At 72.7% G+C, this 13,921-nt stretch carries 15 protein-coding genes; 8 read left to right on the forward strand and 7 right to left on the reverse strand.

What is annotated here, in order from left to right:
* Window positions 1–1,038 precede the first annotated feature (1,038 nt).
* Both ACLQ22_RS01735 and ACLQ22_RS01740 read right to left on the reverse strand, forming a co-directional pair.
* Entirely contained in the window at window positions 1,039–1,518 is a 480-nt protein-coding gene (locus ACLQ22_RS01735) for a hypothetical protein (protein WP_425690738.1), read from the reverse strand.
* A gap of 143 nt (window positions 1,519–1,661) precedes the next feature.
* Window positions 1,662–1,871, reverse strand: coding sequence for an acyl-CoA carboxylase subunit epsilon (locus ACLQ22_RS01740; RefSeq protein WP_121396611.1), 210 nt, complete (start codon window positions 1,869–1,871; stop codon window positions 1,662–1,664).
* A gap of 92 nt (window positions 1,872–1,963) precedes the next feature.
* Between ACLQ22_RS01740 and ACLQ22_RS01745 the strand changes: the two genes are divergently transcribed.
* Together ACLQ22_RS01745 and ACLQ22_RS01750 are read left to right on the forward strand one after the other, a co-directional pair.
* Window positions 1,964–3,892: a protein kinase domain-containing protein gene (locus ACLQ22_RS01745; RefSeq protein ID WP_425690739.1), complete on the forward strand. Its 1,929-nt coding sequence runs from the start codon at window positions 1,964–1,966 to the stop codon at window positions 3,890–3,892.
* A 91-nt stretch (window positions 3,893–3,983) separates the two neighbouring features.
* On the forward strand, window positions 3,984–4,214 hold the full coding sequence (locus tag ACLQ22_RS01750; RefSeq protein ID WP_425690740.1) for a hypothetical protein: 231 nt from the start codon (window positions 3,984–3,986) through the stop codon (window positions 4,212–4,214).
* A gap of 99 nt (window positions 4,215–4,313) precedes the next feature.
* Here the strand turns inward: ACLQ22_RS01750 and ACLQ22_RS01755 are convergent, their stop codons facing one another.
* A complete protein-coding gene (locus ACLQ22_RS01755; protein ID WP_425690741.1) occupies window positions 4,314–5,066 on the reverse strand; it encodes a GH25 family lysozyme in 753 nt (250 codons plus the stop codon).
* A 131-nt stretch (window positions 5,067–5,197) separates the two neighbouring features.
* Entirely contained in the window at window positions 5,198–5,749 is a 552-nt protein-coding gene (locus ACLQ22_RS01760; protein ID WP_425690742.1) for a Uma2 family endonuclease, read from the reverse strand.
* A gap of 101 nt (window positions 5,750–5,850) precedes the next feature.
* Here ACLQ22_RS01760 and ACLQ22_RS01765 point away from each other — a divergent pair, with 101 nt between their 5' ends.
* From ACLQ22_RS01765 to ACLQ22_RS01780, 4 genes are all read left to right on the forward strand, one after another.
* Window positions 5,851–6,594 (forward strand): M50 family metallopeptidase, encoded by a 744-nt coding sequence (locus ACLQ22_RS01765; RefSeq protein ID WP_425690743.1) that lies wholly within the window; start codon window positions 5,851–5,853, stop codon window positions 6,592–6,594.
* Window positions 6,595–6,620: 26 nt separating this feature from the next.
* Window positions 6,621–7,595 (forward strand): ketopantoate reductase family protein, encoded by a 975-nt coding sequence (locus ACLQ22_RS01770; protein WP_425691062.1) that lies wholly within the window; start codon window positions 6,621–6,623, stop codon window positions 7,593–7,595.
* 61 nt (window positions 7,596–7,656) lie between these two features.
* On the forward strand, window positions 7,657–8,157 hold the full coding sequence (locus tag ACLQ22_RS01775) for an RNA polymerase sigma factor (RefSeq protein WP_121396602.1): 501 nt from the start codon (window positions 7,657–7,659) through the stop codon (window positions 8,155–8,157).
* Complete coding sequence (locus ACLQ22_RS01780) at window positions 8,150–9,013, forward strand: hypothetical protein (RefSeq protein WP_425690744.1); 864 nt, start codon at window positions 8,150–8,152, stop codon at window positions 9,011–9,013. Before ACLQ22_RS01775 ends, ACLQ22_RS01780 begins: the two co-directional genes overlap by 8 nt.
* 111 nt (window positions 9,014–9,124) lie before the next feature.
* Here ACLQ22_RS01780 and ACLQ22_RS01785 read toward each other — a convergent pair whose 3' ends face one another.
* On the reverse strand, window positions 9,125–10,708 hold the full coding sequence (locus ACLQ22_RS01785) for an acyl-CoA carboxylase subunit beta (RefSeq protein WP_425690745.1): 1,584 nt from the start codon (window positions 10,706–10,708) through the stop codon (window positions 9,125–9,127).
* Between the two features lie 105 nt (window positions 10,709–10,813).
* On the opposite strand from ACLQ22_RS01785, the gene ACLQ22_RS01790 reads away from it, so the two are divergent.
* Window positions 10,814–11,689 carry a biotin--[acetyl-CoA-carboxylase] ligase gene (locus ACLQ22_RS01790; protein WP_425690746.1) on the forward strand — a complete coding sequence of 292 codons (876 nt, stop codon included), beginning with the start codon at window positions 10,814–10,816 and terminating at the stop codon, window positions 11,687–11,689.
* A gap of 84 nt (window positions 11,690–11,773) precedes the next feature.
* On the forward strand, window positions 11,774–12,346 hold the full coding sequence (locus ACLQ22_RS01795; protein WP_425690747.1) for a PH domain-containing protein: 573 nt from the start codon (window positions 11,774–11,776) through the stop codon (window positions 12,344–12,346).
* Window positions 12,347–12,413: 67 nt separating this feature from the next.
* Here the strand turns inward: ACLQ22_RS01795 and ACLQ22_RS01800 are convergent, their stop codons facing one another.
* Window positions 12,414–13,151: a GtrA family protein gene (locus tag ACLQ22_RS01800; RefSeq protein WP_425690748.1), complete on the reverse strand. Its 738-nt coding sequence runs from the start codon at window positions 13,149–13,151 to the stop codon at window positions 12,414–12,416.
* Window positions 13,152–13,216: 65 nt separating this feature from the next.
* Window positions 13,217–13,750 carry a GtrA family protein gene (locus ACLQ22_RS01805; protein WP_121399061.1) on the reverse strand — a complete coding sequence of 178 codons (534 nt, stop codon included), beginning with the start codon at window positions 13,748–13,750 and terminating at the stop codon, window positions 13,217–13,219.
* Window positions 13,751–13,921 lie beyond the last annotated feature (171 nt).

Consider the following 13,921-nt stretch of genomic DNA (forward strand, 5'->3'; position numbering starts at 1 on the left):
TTCCTGTTCCAGGCGGGCCATACCCGATTCCGGGCGTGCTGCCGATTAGGCCGCCGTGAGGCAGTGGTCGTGAGTTCGTGGGCGGAGGCGCGGGCGGCTGGCCGGCCCCCGCAGTCGGGCGATTTCCCCGACCTGGCTGGTTGCCCACTGGCCCTGATATGCCAGGTCGAGTCACTCCCGTCGGGAGTCCTGGTGTTCCGTTGCCTTGTGATGGACTGGGTTGCGGGGTGGGCGGTGAACTAGGTAGGCCTGGCCCTGGCGGGGAAGGTGCTAATCCGGTGCCAGTTCCGCCCAGAACGGGACCGAGGCCGGGTGTACTCGGGCTAGATACTTGTCGAAGCGGCGACACTGGTCGACCTGCGGAAGGGGTGCCAATGGATGGCAGTATCGGAACCGGCACGATTGGCGGGATGGTCGGGGCCGGTGGACTGGTAAACCCGGACTCGACCGCTCCGTTGTCTATTTTGTATTTGGGCGGTGGTTGGCGGAGCATTACTTGGGCGTGTTGGAGTTCGCCGCTGAGCCCGTACATGATGCCGCGCGCCTGGACGTTGAGGCGTTCGAGGTCGGCGTCCGTCACCGGGCGATCGGGGACCCGGCTGCCCATGGCCGCCTTCGGGTCGGCGAGCGTCGCGTCGTACGTCTGCTTCTCCCGGACCTTGACGGCGTACGTCTCGTAGATCTTCTTGAGCTCCGCCCGCGTGGCGCTGATGGCCTGCGTGGCGGCGGAGAGCGCGGTGTAGTTGGCGCTGGCGGCGTCGTGCGTGCGCTGCACCTTGTCAATCAGCTCGTCCAGCTCGCGGACGTATGCCCGGGCGGCCTCGTTGGTCTCCGGGGGCCAGGCCTCGGCCAGCCCCTTGCGGTATTCCTGGAGCCGGCTCAGGTGCGTCCGGGCGAGGTCGCAGACCTTGCGCCAGCCGGCGACCTGCTTCCAGTGGTTGGTGGTGTCGTGGTCCTGAAGGCAGGCCCACATGCTGGCGACGTCCATGAGCCGCCAGTCGGTGAGGGCGGACGTGCGGCCGCCGGTGCCCCGTTCGATCATGGCAGCACCACCGGACCCTGCCCTCGCCCCTGCCCCGGCGCGGGCTCCGGGCCGGTGGGATCGGGCAACACCGGCGGCGCGCCGCGAGGCGCGGTGGCGGCCGGGTTGGCGAGGGCCCGTTCGACGTCGGTCACGCGGGCGGCGGCGAAGGCGTCCGTTCCGGTGTAGTGGGTGGCGACGGTGCCGGCGGCGACGGCCAGGTGGCCGGTGGCGTCGCGGACGCCCCAGACCATGTCGGCGGTGGCCTGCTGGGTCTCGTGGTGCGCGCGCAGGAAGTCGACCAGCTCGATGAACGCGTCGGCCGGGTTGGGCACCGGCGCCGTCATGTCCTCGGCGATGTACGACAGGTGCGGGGCGTAGTTGCGTTCCACCTCGGCCTGGAGCTTGTCGGCGAACTCGCGGAGCTGGCGGATGTCGGCCTCGATGCCGCCGTAGCCACGGAGCCAGGACGCTGGACCGTCCTCCTCGGGGATCATCGGCCCTCCCTGCCTGTCACTGCGTCGTTTCCCTGAGTGAGGTTAATGGGTCCCCCGGGCTGTCGGCAGCCCCGCCCCGGCACGCGCCGGCCACCCCACGGGTGCGCAGGGGCGCCGAGCTGCGGTGATCCGTACGGAAAAGGTCAGCGGGGCAGGCCGGACGCCCGCCAGGCGCCGGGGCCGGCGGCCGGCGCTGCGACGGGCCGGCCGGAGCGCGCCCAGGCGGACGCGGCGACCGGTCCGGCCGCGGCGACCGGGCGGGACCGTACGACGATCGCGCCCACCAGCGCGGCCAGCTCCTCGGCGGTGGGGACCCCGCGGACGACCCGGAACAGCGGCTCTTCGGCAGACATGGCGCCAGCGTACGCGTCGGAGAGGTTGACCTGAACCGCACAGTGGCGTGCCGGCGGTGTGAGCGTCGTCGGCTCCGGGTACCGTCTGGGCGATGTCGAACGCGCTGCCCCAACTCGTCGCTGACCGATACCGGCTCCTCTCGCCGCTCGGTCAGGGCGGCATGGGTCGGGTGTGGAAGGCGCGCGACGAGGTGCTGCACCGGGACGTGGCGATCAAGGAACTCGTCCCGCCGCCCAGCCTCACCGACGAGGAGCGCCGCGAGATGCGGGAGCGCTCGCTGCGTGAGGCCCGGGCCATCGCCCGGCTCAACCACATCAACGTGGTCCGCATCTTCGACGTGCTGCGCACCGACGGCGACCCGTGGATCGTCATGGAGTACGTGCCGTCGAAGTCGTTGCAGGACACCCTCGCCGAGGACGGCCCGGTGACGCCGGCGCGTGCCGTGGAGATCGGCCTGGGCGTGCTGGCCGCGCTGAAGTCGGCGCACAAGGCCGGTGTGATGCACCGCGACGTCAAGCCCGGCAACGTGCTGCTCGGCGACGACGGCCGGGTGGTGCTGACCGATTTCGGCCTCGCCACGATTCCCGGCGACCCGAACGTGACCCGCACGGGAATGGTGCTCGGGTCGCCCGCGTACATCTCGCCGGAGCGGGCCCGCGAGGGCACCGCCGGGCCGGAGGCCGACCTCTGGTCGCTGGGCGCCACCCTCTACGCGGCGGTCGAGGGCAAGTCGCCGTACGCGCGGCCGTCGGCGATCGCCACCCTGGCGGCGCTCGCCACCGAGCCGATGCCGCCGCCGAAGAACGCCGGGCCGCTCAAGCCGGTGCTCAACGGCCTGCTGCGCAAGGACCCGAAGGAGCGGATCACCGCCGAGGTGGCGGAGAAGCTGCTGCGCCGTGCCGGCGGCAAGCGGACGCGCACCATCCCGCTGCTCGACGGCGTACGCCGGCCGGGGCCGAACGGTCCACGTGAGCCGCGCCCGCCGCTGGTGCCGGCGCCACGACCGGCCGAGGGCGGGTCCGACAAGCCGGTCAGCCCGCCGGCGCCGCGTGCGCCCCTGGCGGCGACCGGTGCCGGTGCCGCCGCGGCGTCCACCGCCGAGGACGCGACGGCGGTCTCCTCGGATCTCGCGCCGACCGCGAAGGTCGGAGCGTCCACCTCGGACACGGCCCCGACGGCGAAGGTCGACCCGCCGAAGCCCGCGCTCGACGACACGAAGGCCGAGCCGGTGGAGCCGGCGCCCCGCAAGCCGGCGAATCCCACCTCGGTGATGCCGCCGCCGGTGGGCCCGCCGTCCGGCCGGGCGACGGTCGTGGCGCCCGACGGTACGAAGCCCGACAACACCCGGCGCAACGTCCTGATCGGCGTGCTGGTGGCGCTGCTGCTGCTCGGCCTGGTGGTGGTCGTGCCGATGCTGACCAGCGGCGACGGTGGGGACGGCGGCGGCAGCCCGCAGGCCGACCCGACCGGCGCGGCGACCTCGCAGGGGCAGCCGCAGTCCTCCGCGCCGGCCCCGCCCACGAGCGCCGCGCCCAGCCCGACGCCCTCGGCCACCCCCTCCCCGACCCCGGACGCGCTGCCGGCGGGCTGGAAGCTGCACAAGGACCCGGCCGGCTTCGCGCTGCCGCTGCCGGAGGGCTGGGTGCGCCGACAGGTGGACGGCAGCACGGTCGTCTTCGACCAGTCCAACGGGCCGGGCGAGCTGCTGGTGCAGTGGACCTCCACGCCGAAGTCCGACGCGTACGCCGACTGGAAGCGGATCGAGCCGGGCCGCCGGGAGCTCGTCAGGAACTACCAGTACCTGAGCATCGAGCGCTGTGACTACTACAAGACCTGCGCGGACTGGGAGTGGCTGGAGACCCGCGACGGCACCCGCATCCACGTGCGCAACCGGGGCTTCGTGACGGCCAAGAATCGTGGCTACGCCCTGCGCTGGGAGGTCGCCGCGAAGGACTGGCAGGCCAACCTGGCCAACTTCGACCGGATCGCCAAGGGCTTCGTGCCCGACCGCAAGGACTGATCCGCGGGATTCGTGCCCGTTGCGAGATCGACTCGCATGATCTTCCGTCGTACGGGGTATCTGACCTTCACGACGGAAGGGAGGGTACGACATGGGATACCGACGGAGGGACGCCCGGCCCCGAGTGGCACTGTGGATGCTCGTGGCCCTCGGCGACATCGTCCTGCTGCTCGCCGCCGCCGGCCTGCCGGTGCTGGTCGCACTGCTCAGCGTCGTCACCGTCACCCTCGCCGGGGTGGGCGTCCGGCGCTTCGCCCGGCGGGGCGCGCTCGCCCGGGAGAACGCGGCGACCGTTCCCGTGGCGGCCCGACGGCGGGCCTGACGCCCGCAAGGAGCGGCGTGGCGGCAGCCGGACCAGTTGTCGACCGTACGGTGACAACCGATCCCGCTGCCGCCAACCGCCTCCCCAGGCGACTCAGGCTCAGGTGTTGTTGGCCAGGGCGATCAGCCGGCTCCGGTCACCGTTCCAGTGGTTGCGGTCGACCCCGCCGCTGATGCCCGCGACGCTGCCCCGGTCGGTGTACTGCCAGAAGCTCCAGAACGGCGCCCCGGCCGGCAGCGCGCCGACCGTGCTCGACCAGCGGGCGATCCAGAGCGGGTGGTTCGCCCACGGGGCGGTCCAGCTGCCGGTGCACTGGTTCCACCAGCTCGTGGTCGTGTAGATGACGGCGTAGCGGCCGGTGCGGGCGCGGTAGGTGTTGAGGAAGTCCTGGACCCAGTTCCGCATGCCGGTCGTGCTCAGGCCGTAGCAGTAGCCGCCCGCGTACGGGTTGGCTTCGAGGTCCAGCGCGGCCGGGAGGGTGCGGCTGTCGGCCGACCAGGCGCCGCCGTTGGAGGCCAGGTAGTTCGCCTGGACCGCCCCGGAGGAGATGTTGGGCCGGGCGAAGTGGTACGCCCCCCGGATGACGCCGGCGTTGTAGGCGGCCACGTAGTTCGTGTTGAACCTCGGGTCCTTGTAGCTGGTGCCCTCGGTCGCCTTGATGAAGGCGAACTGGATGCCCGCGTTGCGGACGCTGGTCCAGTTGATGGCGCCCTGGTAGTGGGACACGTCGATGCCGGGGGTGGTGGCGGCGGACGCCGGGGCCGCGGTCGCGACGAGCCCCGCCGCCGCGGTGGCGAGGGCCGCGAGGGTGGCGGCCAGCAGCCGCCGCAGGGATGTTCCGGTACGGGTCATGGATGCCTCCAAGGACGCCGGACTTAATAGACGTTCATCTTTGGAGGTAAGTGCCTCGAATGGCAAGGGTAGCTAAGGAAATCTTCAGGAACGGTGGAAGCCGACCACCCCGACGGGCGCGGGTCTCCGCCTCAGCGCAGCGCGGCCGGGTCGACGCGCCAGCGGATCGGCTCGGTCAGGCGGAGTTCCTCGCCCGGTTTCGCGACCTGTTCCTCGACGTAGTGCGTGCCGTCGAGCCGGTGCAGCCGCAGCGAGTGGCCGGAACCGTCCTGCTCGACCAGCAGGTACCACGGGATCCCGGCGATCGCGTAGAGCTGCATCTTGACCAACCGGTCGGCGGCCGCGTTCCCCGGCGGGACGATCTCGCAGACGAGGACGACCTCGCCCGCCTCGACCACGGTCCCCTCGTCGTCGGTGTCGGCCGCCACCACGTCGGGGATGACGATGCGGTCGACACCGAGCCGGACGTTCACCGCCTCGAAGACCAGTAGGCCCTGCGGCAGCGCTGCCAGCCGCAGGCTGTTCGTCAGGCTCCACGACACCAACTGGTGTCGCTTGCTCGGGGCAGGGCTCACGATCAGGCTCCCGTCGAGCAACTCGATCCGGTTCGACGTCTCGCCCATGGCGAGGTACTCGGCCTCGGTCCACAGGCCGATGTGGGGTTCCAGGGGTGCCGCGCTCACCGGCGTCCACCTCCCGCTTCGATCGCCACCAGGTCAGCTTCACACGATACGGACCGACGAGGTCGCAGCGACACAGGTCGGGGCCGGTAGGCTCGCGCCCCATGGTGTCGATCGACGGGCTCGGCGGTCTCTGGGACAAGCTGTTCGCGGCGCAGCCGGACCCGCCGCCCCTGCTGGTGCTGCTGACCGCCGTCGTCGCGCTGGTGGTGGTCAGCACCCGCCTGCCCTGGCGGATCGCCCGCAACGCGATCACGATCGCCCACGAGGGCGGGCACGCGCTGGTCGCCCTGCTCACCGGCCGCCGCCTGCACGGCATCCGGCTGCACTCGGACACCTCGGGGCTCACCCTCTCCGCCGGCCGGCCCACCGGCCCGGGGATGATCCTCACCCTGCTCGCCGGCTACGTCGCCCCGCCGCTGGTCGGGCTGGCCGGCGCGTGGCTGCTCGGCGGCAACCGCATCACCCTGCTGCTCTGGGTCGCCGTGGCGCTGCTGCTGGCCATGCTGGTCATGATCCGCAACGTCTTCGGCGTGCTCTCGCTGCTGGTCACCGGCGGGGTGGTGCTCGCCGTCTCCTGGTACGCCGAGCCGCAGGTGCAGGCGGCGTTCGCGTACGCCGGGGTGTGGTTCCTGCTGCTCGGCGGGGTGCGGCCGGTGGTGGAGCTGCAACGGCTGCGCTCGCGGGGGCGGATGCCCGCCTCCGACGCCGACCAGCTCGCCGGCCTCACCCCGCTGCCCGCGTTCTTCTGGGTCACGGTCTTCGCCCTGGTCAACCTGGTCGCCCTCGGCGCCGGCGCGCTGCTGCTGGCCGGCCCGATCCTCACCGAGGCCGGCCTGACGCCCTGACCGGGCAGAATGGGCCCGTGCGATACATGATCATCGGAGCGGGCGCGGTCGGCGGCACCATCGGCGTACGGCTGGGGCAGGCCGGCCACGACGTGACCCTGGTGGCGCGCGGCGCGCACCTGGACGCGATCCGGCGGCGGGGGCTGACCCTGCGGCGGCCCGACGGCGAGACGACCTGGCGCGGGCCGGCCACCGACGGGCCGGGCGACCGGCCGCTGCCCGACGACACCGCCCTGGTGCTCACCGTCAAGTCGCAGGACACCGAAGCGGCCCTGGCGGCATGGGCGGACGCGCCCGTGGCCGGCGGCGGTACGGCCTCCGAGCGCCTGCCGCTGTTCACCGCGCAGAACGGGGTCGCCAACGAACGTGCCGCCCTGCGCCTCTTCGCCGACGTGCACGGAGTCTGCGTCTGGCTGCCCGCCACCCACCTGGAGCCGGGCGTGGTGGTGGCCAACGGCCACCCGCACCCAGGCATGCTGCACCTCGGCCGCTACCCGTCCGGTGCGGACGCCACCGACGACGCCGTCGCCGCCGACCTGACCGCCGCCGGCTTCGTCGCCCCGGTGCGCGCCGACGTGCTGCGCTGGAAGTACGGCAAGCTGCTGGCCAACCTCGGCAACGGCCTCCAGGCGCTGCTCGGCCGGGACGTCCCCGACGACCTGCGGCAGCGGGTCCGGGCCGAGGGGGTCGCCGTGCTCGCCGAAGCCGGAATCGCGCACACCACGCCCGAGGAGGAGAAGGCCGAGCGGGGTGACCTCGTCGACCACCGGCCGGTCGACGGCGAGGAGCGGGCCGGCGGCTCCACCTGGCAGAGCCTGGCCCGGGGCGCGGGCTCGGCCGAGACCGACCACCTCAACGGCGAGATCGTGCTGCTCGGCCGGCTGCACGGCGTACCGACCCCGGCGAACGCCGCCGTCCAGCTCGCGGTACGCCGCGCGCTACGCGGGCGGATCCCGGCCGGCGGGTTCGACGCGACCGAGCTGGCGAAAATGATCGGCTGACCGGGCAACCGGCGGCACCGCCGGGCGCGTGTCCCCTGCGACCGTCACGGGGAGGTAGCAGGTGCCGGACGTCGACGGGTTCGACGAGTTCTACCGGGGCAGCCGGCAACGGCTGCTCGGCTACGTCTACGCGCTCACCGGCGATCTCGCCGAGGCGCAGGACGCCGTGCAGGAGGCGTACATCCGGGCCTGGCAGCGCTGGTCGACGGTGAGCGCGTACGAGGAGCCGGAGGCGTGGGTGCGGGTGGTGGCGAGCCGGATCGCGGTGAGCCGGTGGCGCAGCCTGCGCAGCCGGGCCCGCGCCTACCTGCGGCACGGCGCCAACGAGAGCGTGCCCGGCCCGGACACCGCCACCGTCGAGGTGGTCACCGCCCTGCGCCGGCTCCCCGAGGAGCAGCGCACCGCGATCGCCCTCTACTACCTGGTCGGCATGCCGGTCGCCGAGGTGGCCCGGCAGACGGCCACCCCGGTGGGCACCGTCAAGGCCCGACTCTTCCGGGGGCGCGCCGCGCTCGCCGGGCTGCTCGCCGTCTCTGACCTGGAGGAGGCCGCCGATGCGTGACGAGATGACGTTCGTCGAACAGGTGCACCGGGACCTGCGCGACGTCCGCTGGCCGGAGCCGGCGGAGATCCGCGCCCGGGCCCGCAGGCGCAGCAGGCGTACGGCGGCGCTGGCGGCGGTCGCGGTGCTCGTCGTCGTCTCCGCCTCCGCCGTGGCGGTCGGGGACCGGTCCGGGCAGCGGGGGCTGTCCCCGGCGGCGTCCCCACCGCGGCCGGCGGCGCCGGTGGCCCGGGTCGAGATCCCCCCGGCGGCCCTGCTGCAACAGGACGACCTGACGGCGCGCAGTGGTCTGCAACTCAGCGAGGCCGGCCTGGGCGGGACCGTCGACGTGGGCACGGCCCTGGGCCGGTGCGCCGCCAGGCGCGAGAGCGGTGTGCCGGCGCAGGAGACCTGGGTGAGCCGGTCCCAGACGGTGCTGCGACCGGCGACCGGCGGGGGGCGGCTCGGCGACGTCCTGGTCGTTCAGGACCTGCACCGGATGCGGGGCGACGGGGCCGCACGGTTCCTCGACGGACTGCGCCGGCAACTCACCGTCTGCCGGGAGTGGCGGGAGCTGCGGTCGATCGAGTGGGGCGGCGAGTCCGTCACCGTCGAGGACGTGCACCGCTGGGACGTGCCACGCCGCGACTTCGCCGGTGACGAGTCCCTGCTGCTGCGCCACTCCGTCTCCGCGACCCTCGATCCGGTCGACGGGAGGGCCCCCGGCCGCCCGTCCGTGCCGGACGCGACAGTGGTGGTGCGGGTCGGTGACCTGGTGAGCGTGCTGATCCTGGAACCGACCGCCGAGGCCGACCTGGTCCGCCTGGCCGGGCTGGCCGCGCGGCGCATGTGCGCCGCCGCCAACCCGTCCTGCTGACCGCCGCCCATCCCCGATCGCCCGCCCGCCCCCGGCCCGCACGAGGTCAGGGCAGCCGTGGCCCGCCACGGCCGGCAGGGGACACCAAGTGGGGGCGCGGCGGGGCGGGCGTCACAGCGGGATGTTGCCGTGCTTCTTCGGCGGCAGGGTCTCGCGCTTGGTGCGCAGCACCCGCAGCGCGCGGACGATCTGGGCCCGCGTCTCGTGCGGCGGGATGACGCTGTCCACGTAGCCGCGCTCCGCCGCGATGTACGGGTTGGCGAGGGTGTCCTCGTACTCGGCGATCTTCTCGGCCCGCACGGCTGCCGGGTCCTCGGCGGCGGCCAGCTCCGAGCGGTAGAGGATGTTCACCGCGCCCTGCGCGCCCATCACCGCGATCTGCGCGGTCGGCCAGGCGAAGTTCAGGTCCGCGCCGAGGTGCTTGGAGCCCATCACGTCGTACGCCCCGCCGTACGCCTTGCGGGTGATCACGGTGACCTTCGGGACGGTGGCCTCGGCGTACGCGTAGATGAGCTTCGCGCCCCGGCGGATGATGCCGTCCCACTCCTGGCCGGTGCCGGGCAGGAACCCGGGGACGTCCACGAAGGTCAGCACCGGGATGTTGAACGCGTCGCAGGTGCGCACGAACCGGGCGGCCTTCTCCGAGGCGGCGATGTCCAGGGTGCCGGCGAAGTGCATCGGCTGGTTGGCGACCACGCCGACCGGCCGGCCCTCGACCCGGCCGTAGCCGACGATCATGTTCTGCGCGTAGAGCGGCTGGACCTCCAGGAACTCGCCGTCGTCGAGGACGTGCTCGATCACCCGGTGCATGTCGTACGGCTGGTTCGCCGAGTCGGGGATCAGCGTGTCCAGCTCCCGGTCCTCCTCGGTCACGTCGAGGTCGGCGGGCGCGTCGAAGACCACCGGCTCGTCCAGGTTGTTCGACGGCAGGTACGACAGCAGCGCCTTGACGTAGTCGATCGCGTCCTGCTCGTCCGTGGCGAGGTAGTGCGCGTTGCCGCTGCGCGCGTTGTGCGTACGGGCGCCGCCCAGCTCCTCCATGCCCACGTCCTCGCCGGTGACCGTCTTGATGACGTCCGGGCCGGTGATGAACATGTGCGAGGTCTGGTCGACCATCACGGTGAAGTCCGTGACCGCCGGGGAGTAGACCGCGCCGCCCGCGCACGGGCCCATGATCAGGGAGATCTGCGGGATGACGCCGCTGGCCCGCACGTTGCGGAAGAAGATCTCGCCGTAGAGGCCGAGCGAGGCGACGCCCTCCTGGATGCGCGCGCCCCCGGAGTCGTTGATGCCGACGACCGGGCAGCCGATCTTCATGGCCAGGTCCATGACCTTGACGATCTTCTCGCCGAAGACCTCGCCGAGGGAGCCGCCGAAGACGGTGAAGTCCTGGGCGAAGACGCAGACCTGCCGGCCGTCGATGGTGCCGTAGCCGGTGATGACGCCGTCGCCGTACGGGCGGGTCTTCGCCAGCCCGAAGTTGGTGGACCGGTGCCGGGCCAGCTCGTCCAGCTCGACGAAGGAACCCTCGTCGAGCAGCATCTCGATCCGCTCGCGGGCGGTCTTCTTGCCCCTCGCGTGCTGCTTCTCGACCGCGCGCGCCGACCCGGCGTGCACCGCCTCGTCGACCCGCCGCTCCAGGTCGGCCAGCTTGCCCGCGGTGCTGTGGATGTTGATCCCGGTCTCGGTAGTCACCCTGGGAATATAACGATGGTTCAGGCCGCCGCCGCTGTGCAGTTCGCCTCAGCCCGACCGCGACGCCCCCGGTCGGCCGGACGGGGGCGGCCGTAGGCTGACGGGATGCCGGGCTCGCCGTACACCGATCTGGACCGCCCGCCGCTGTCGGCGGCGCGGCTGCGGCGGGCGCTGGTCGCCCCGCACGGGCCCTGGACCCGGCTGGAGCTGCGCGTCGATACCGGCTCGACCAACGCGGACGTCGCCGAGGCCGCCCGGGCCGGCGAGCCCGAGGGGCTGGTGGTGGTCGCGGAGCGGCAGACCGCCGGGCGCGGCCGGCGCGGCCGGGCCTGGCAGTCGCCGGCCCGGGCCGGCATCGCCACCAGCGTGCTGCTCCGCCCCGGGGAGGCCGTCGCTGACCGTGGCTGGCCGGCCGCACCCCAGACGGGGTACGGCTGGCTGCCGCTGCTCGCCGGCGTCGCCCTGGTCGAGACGGTGACCCGGCTGGCCGAGCTGGACGCGGGCCTGAAGTGGCCCAACGACCTGCTCGTCGGCGACGCGAAGTGCGCCGGCATCCTCGCCGAGGCGGTGCCGGGATCCTCACCGTCCCGGCCGCCCGCGATCGTGCTCGGTGTCGGCCTCAACGTCACGCTGCGCGCCGACGAGCTGCCGGAGAACCCGACAGGGCTGCCGGCGACCTCCCTGCAACTGGCCGGGGCGGTGGCCACCGACCGGGACCCGCTGCTGCGGGCCCTGCTGCGCGGGATCGCCGACTGGTACGGCGAGTGGCGCGCGGCCGGCGGGGACGCGGTCGCCAGCGGCCTGCGCGACGCCTACCTGGCGAGCTGCGCGACGATCGACCGGCAGGTACGCGTGCTGCTGCCCGGCGGCGACGAGGTGACCGGCACCGCGACCGGCGTGGACGCCGACGGCCAGCTCCTGGTCGCCACCCCCACCGGCACCCGTGCCCTCGCCGCCGGCGACGTCCTGCACCTCCGCTGAAGGGCGACTCCCGCCGCGCGGCTGATCCCCCGGCCTGAGGGGAGCGGTTACGGTCAGCGCGTCCGTTTCTGCGAGGAGGTTCCCGTGGCGTTCCCCGATGACGTGCTCACCGAGGACGAGCACGTCGTGCTGCACCTGCACCCGCACTGGAAGGCGCTGATCCGGCCGGTCGCGGTGCTCGTGCTCGCCGTCGCGGCGGTGGTGGCCGGTCTGGTCCTGCTGCCGTCCGGCGGGGGCGGCTCGATCGCGCTCGCCGTCATCGGCGGCCTGGCCCTGCTGGTGGTGCTGTGGCTGACGCTCTGGCCGTTCCTGGTCTGGCGGAGCACCCACTACCTCTTCACCAACGAGCGGGTGCTGCTTCAGCAGGGAGTGCTCTCGCGCGACCGGCGGGACATCCCGCTGACCCGGATCAACGACCACGCCATGAACCAGCGGTTCGTGGAGCGCCTGCTCGGCTGCGGGACGCTGACCATCGAGTCCGCCGGCGAGCGCGGCCAGTCCGTCCTGCACGACGTGCCGGGGGTCGGCCGGGTCCAGACCAAGCTCTACGAGCTGGTGGAGGCCCACCACGACAAGCACTCCCTCGGCGACGGCGAGATGCGCGACATCCTGGCGGACCTGCACGAGGGCAAGTCGCTGCGCGACCCCACCGCCTGAACCGGCCCGGCCTGACCGGTGTGGCCCGAAGCGGGCCGGAACCGGTCAGGCCAGGGCGGCGGGTGGGTCAGCGGCGCGGCGGACGGCGGGTGGTGGCCTGGAGTTCGGCGGCCAGTTCCGCTTCCAGCTCCCGGTCGAGGGAGCCGCCGAGGCCGGCGTCGAGCGGGACGGGGCGCCCCTGGACGGGGGCCGCCGCCGACGCGGGTTCGGGGCCGGGCGCGACGCGTGGGCCACGGCGCGCGGCGCCGGGTGGTGGTTCGGACTCCTCCAGCTCGGAGATCGACTCAGCCAACTCGGCCACCGGGTCCATCTCGGCCATGGTGTCCCACTCGTCGCGCGGGATGCTGTGCCACGTCTCGGCCGCGTGGGCCGGCGCCGGTTGGAAGACGAACGTCCGGTAGGACCAGAAGCGGAACAGCGTCGCGAGCAGCACGCCACCGGTCTTGGCCACGTTGAGGGCCAGCAGGCTGGTCAGGCCCAGCCCGTACTTGGCGGCGGCCAGGACGCCCAGCTCGATGAGCAGGCCCGCACCGTTGAAGAGGAAAAAGAGGACGTACTCACGCCGCATGGCCGATTTGGGGCGATCACGGTACGTCCAGTGACGATTCATCAGATAAGACGTGATCGTCGCCACCACGGTAGCGATGACCGTCGCCTTCAGTTGACCGTCAACGAAAACAGTCAGTGCGAGCACATTGAACACGGCGTAATTGATTACGGTGTTGACGCCGCCGACGATTCCGAACTTGAGCGCCTCGTGGATGAACTTCTGCCAGCGCTCAGGCAGCAGACGGACAAGACGCATGCGGAACACCTTAGGGCAGTGGGCGGGGCCGGCAGGCTCCGGCCGGGACGAAGGTGGGCGGTAGGTCACGCCCGGTGGTCTCGGTCGTGCTTCTCTTCCGGAACGGACGGGGTTCCCGCTTCGACGAAGACGAACCGTCGGTAGGACCAGAACCGGAACAGCGTCCCGAGCCCGGTCCCGACGATGAAGCTGGCGACGTTGTCGGCCAGCGGGGTCTGGAACACCTCCGGCCAGATGCTGCCCAGGCCGTAGCGGCTGATCGCCAGGCAGGCCACGGCGATCCCCAGGCCGACGCCGTTGAAGAAGAAGAACAGCGCGTACTCGCGGGCCGGGTGGGAGCGCTTGCGGTGCCGCCACGTCCAGAACCGGTTGCCGACGAACGCGACGGACGCCGCGATCACCGTCGAGATGGTCTTCGCGGTGACCTGCTCGACACCCCGCACGCTCGTCAGGTAGTTGAAGAGCGCGAAGTCGATCAGGAAGGCGATCCCGCCCACGGTGGCGAACTTGCTCAACTCGCGGACCAGGTGACCGAAACGGTCCACCAGCGAGCGGACCAGACCCGGGCGGGTCTGCGAGGAGCCTGGCTCCCCGGTCATCGTCGCGGCCACGACGCGAGCCTACCGGCTGGGGTCATCCCGCACGGGTAGCAACGGCGGACCGCTCGCCCGGGTGTGTGTCTGTGGACAGAGCGTAACGGGATCGGGCGTCCTCCGGGGCGGTTCGTGGGTTCCGCCGCCAGGGACGCGGCCCGGCCCGGCCGGTGACGG

The organism is Micromonospora sp. DT178, from assembly GCF_049841695.1.
Lineage (GTDB): Bacteria > Actinomycetota > Actinomycetes > Mycobacteriales > Micromonosporaceae > Micromonospora.

What these genes read in the sequence shown, in the direction of transcription:
- ACLQ22_RS01790 (WP_425690746.1), top strand. Translation starts at nt 10,814, where the DNA reads ATGCCGGGCTCGCCGTACACCGATCTGGACCGCCCGCCGCTGTCGGCG.
- ACLQ22_RS01800 (WP_425690748.1), bottom strand. Translation starts at nt 13,151, where the DNA reads ATGCGTCTTGTCCGTCTGCTGCCTGAGCGCTGGCAGAAGTTCATCCAC.
- ACLQ22_RS01745 (WP_425690739.1), top strand. Translation starts at nt 1,964, where the DNA reads ATGTCGAACGCGCTGCCCCAACTCGTCGCTGACCGATACCGGCTCCTC.
- ACLQ22_RS01780 (WP_425690744.1), top strand. Translation starts at nt 8,150, where the DNA reads ATGCGTGACGAGATGACGTTCGTCGAACAGGTGCACCGGGACCTGCGC.
- ACLQ22_RS01770 (WP_425691062.1), top strand. Translation starts at nt 6,621, where the DNA reads ATGATCATCGGAGCGGGCGCGGTCGGCGGCACCATCGGCGTACGGCTG.
- ACLQ22_RS01755 (WP_425690741.1), bottom strand. Translation starts at nt 5,066, where the DNA reads ATGACCCGTACCGGAACATCCCTGCGGCGGCTGCTGGCCGCCACCCTC.
- ACLQ22_RS01805 (WP_121399061.1), bottom strand. Translation starts at nt 13,750, where the DNA reads ATGACCGGGGAGCCAGGCTCCTCGCAGACCCGCCCGGGTCTGGTCCGC.
- ACLQ22_RS01750 (WP_425690740.1), top strand. Translation starts at nt 3,984, where the DNA reads ATGGGATACCGACGGAGGGACGCCCGGCCCCGAGTGGCACTGTGGATG.
- ACLQ22_RS01765 (WP_425690743.1), top strand. Translation starts at nt 5,851, where the DNA reads ATGGTGTCGATCGACGGGCTCGGCGGTCTCTGGGACAAGCTGTTCGCG.
- ACLQ22_RS01735 (WP_425690738.1), bottom strand. Translation starts at nt 1,518, where the DNA reads ATGATCCCCGAGGAGGACGGTCCAGCGTCCTGGCTCCGTGGCTACGGC.
- ACLQ22_RS01740 (WP_121396611.1), bottom strand. Translation starts at nt 1,871, where the DNA reads ATGTCTGCCGAAGAGCCGCTGTTCCGGGTCGTCCGCGGGGTCCCCACC.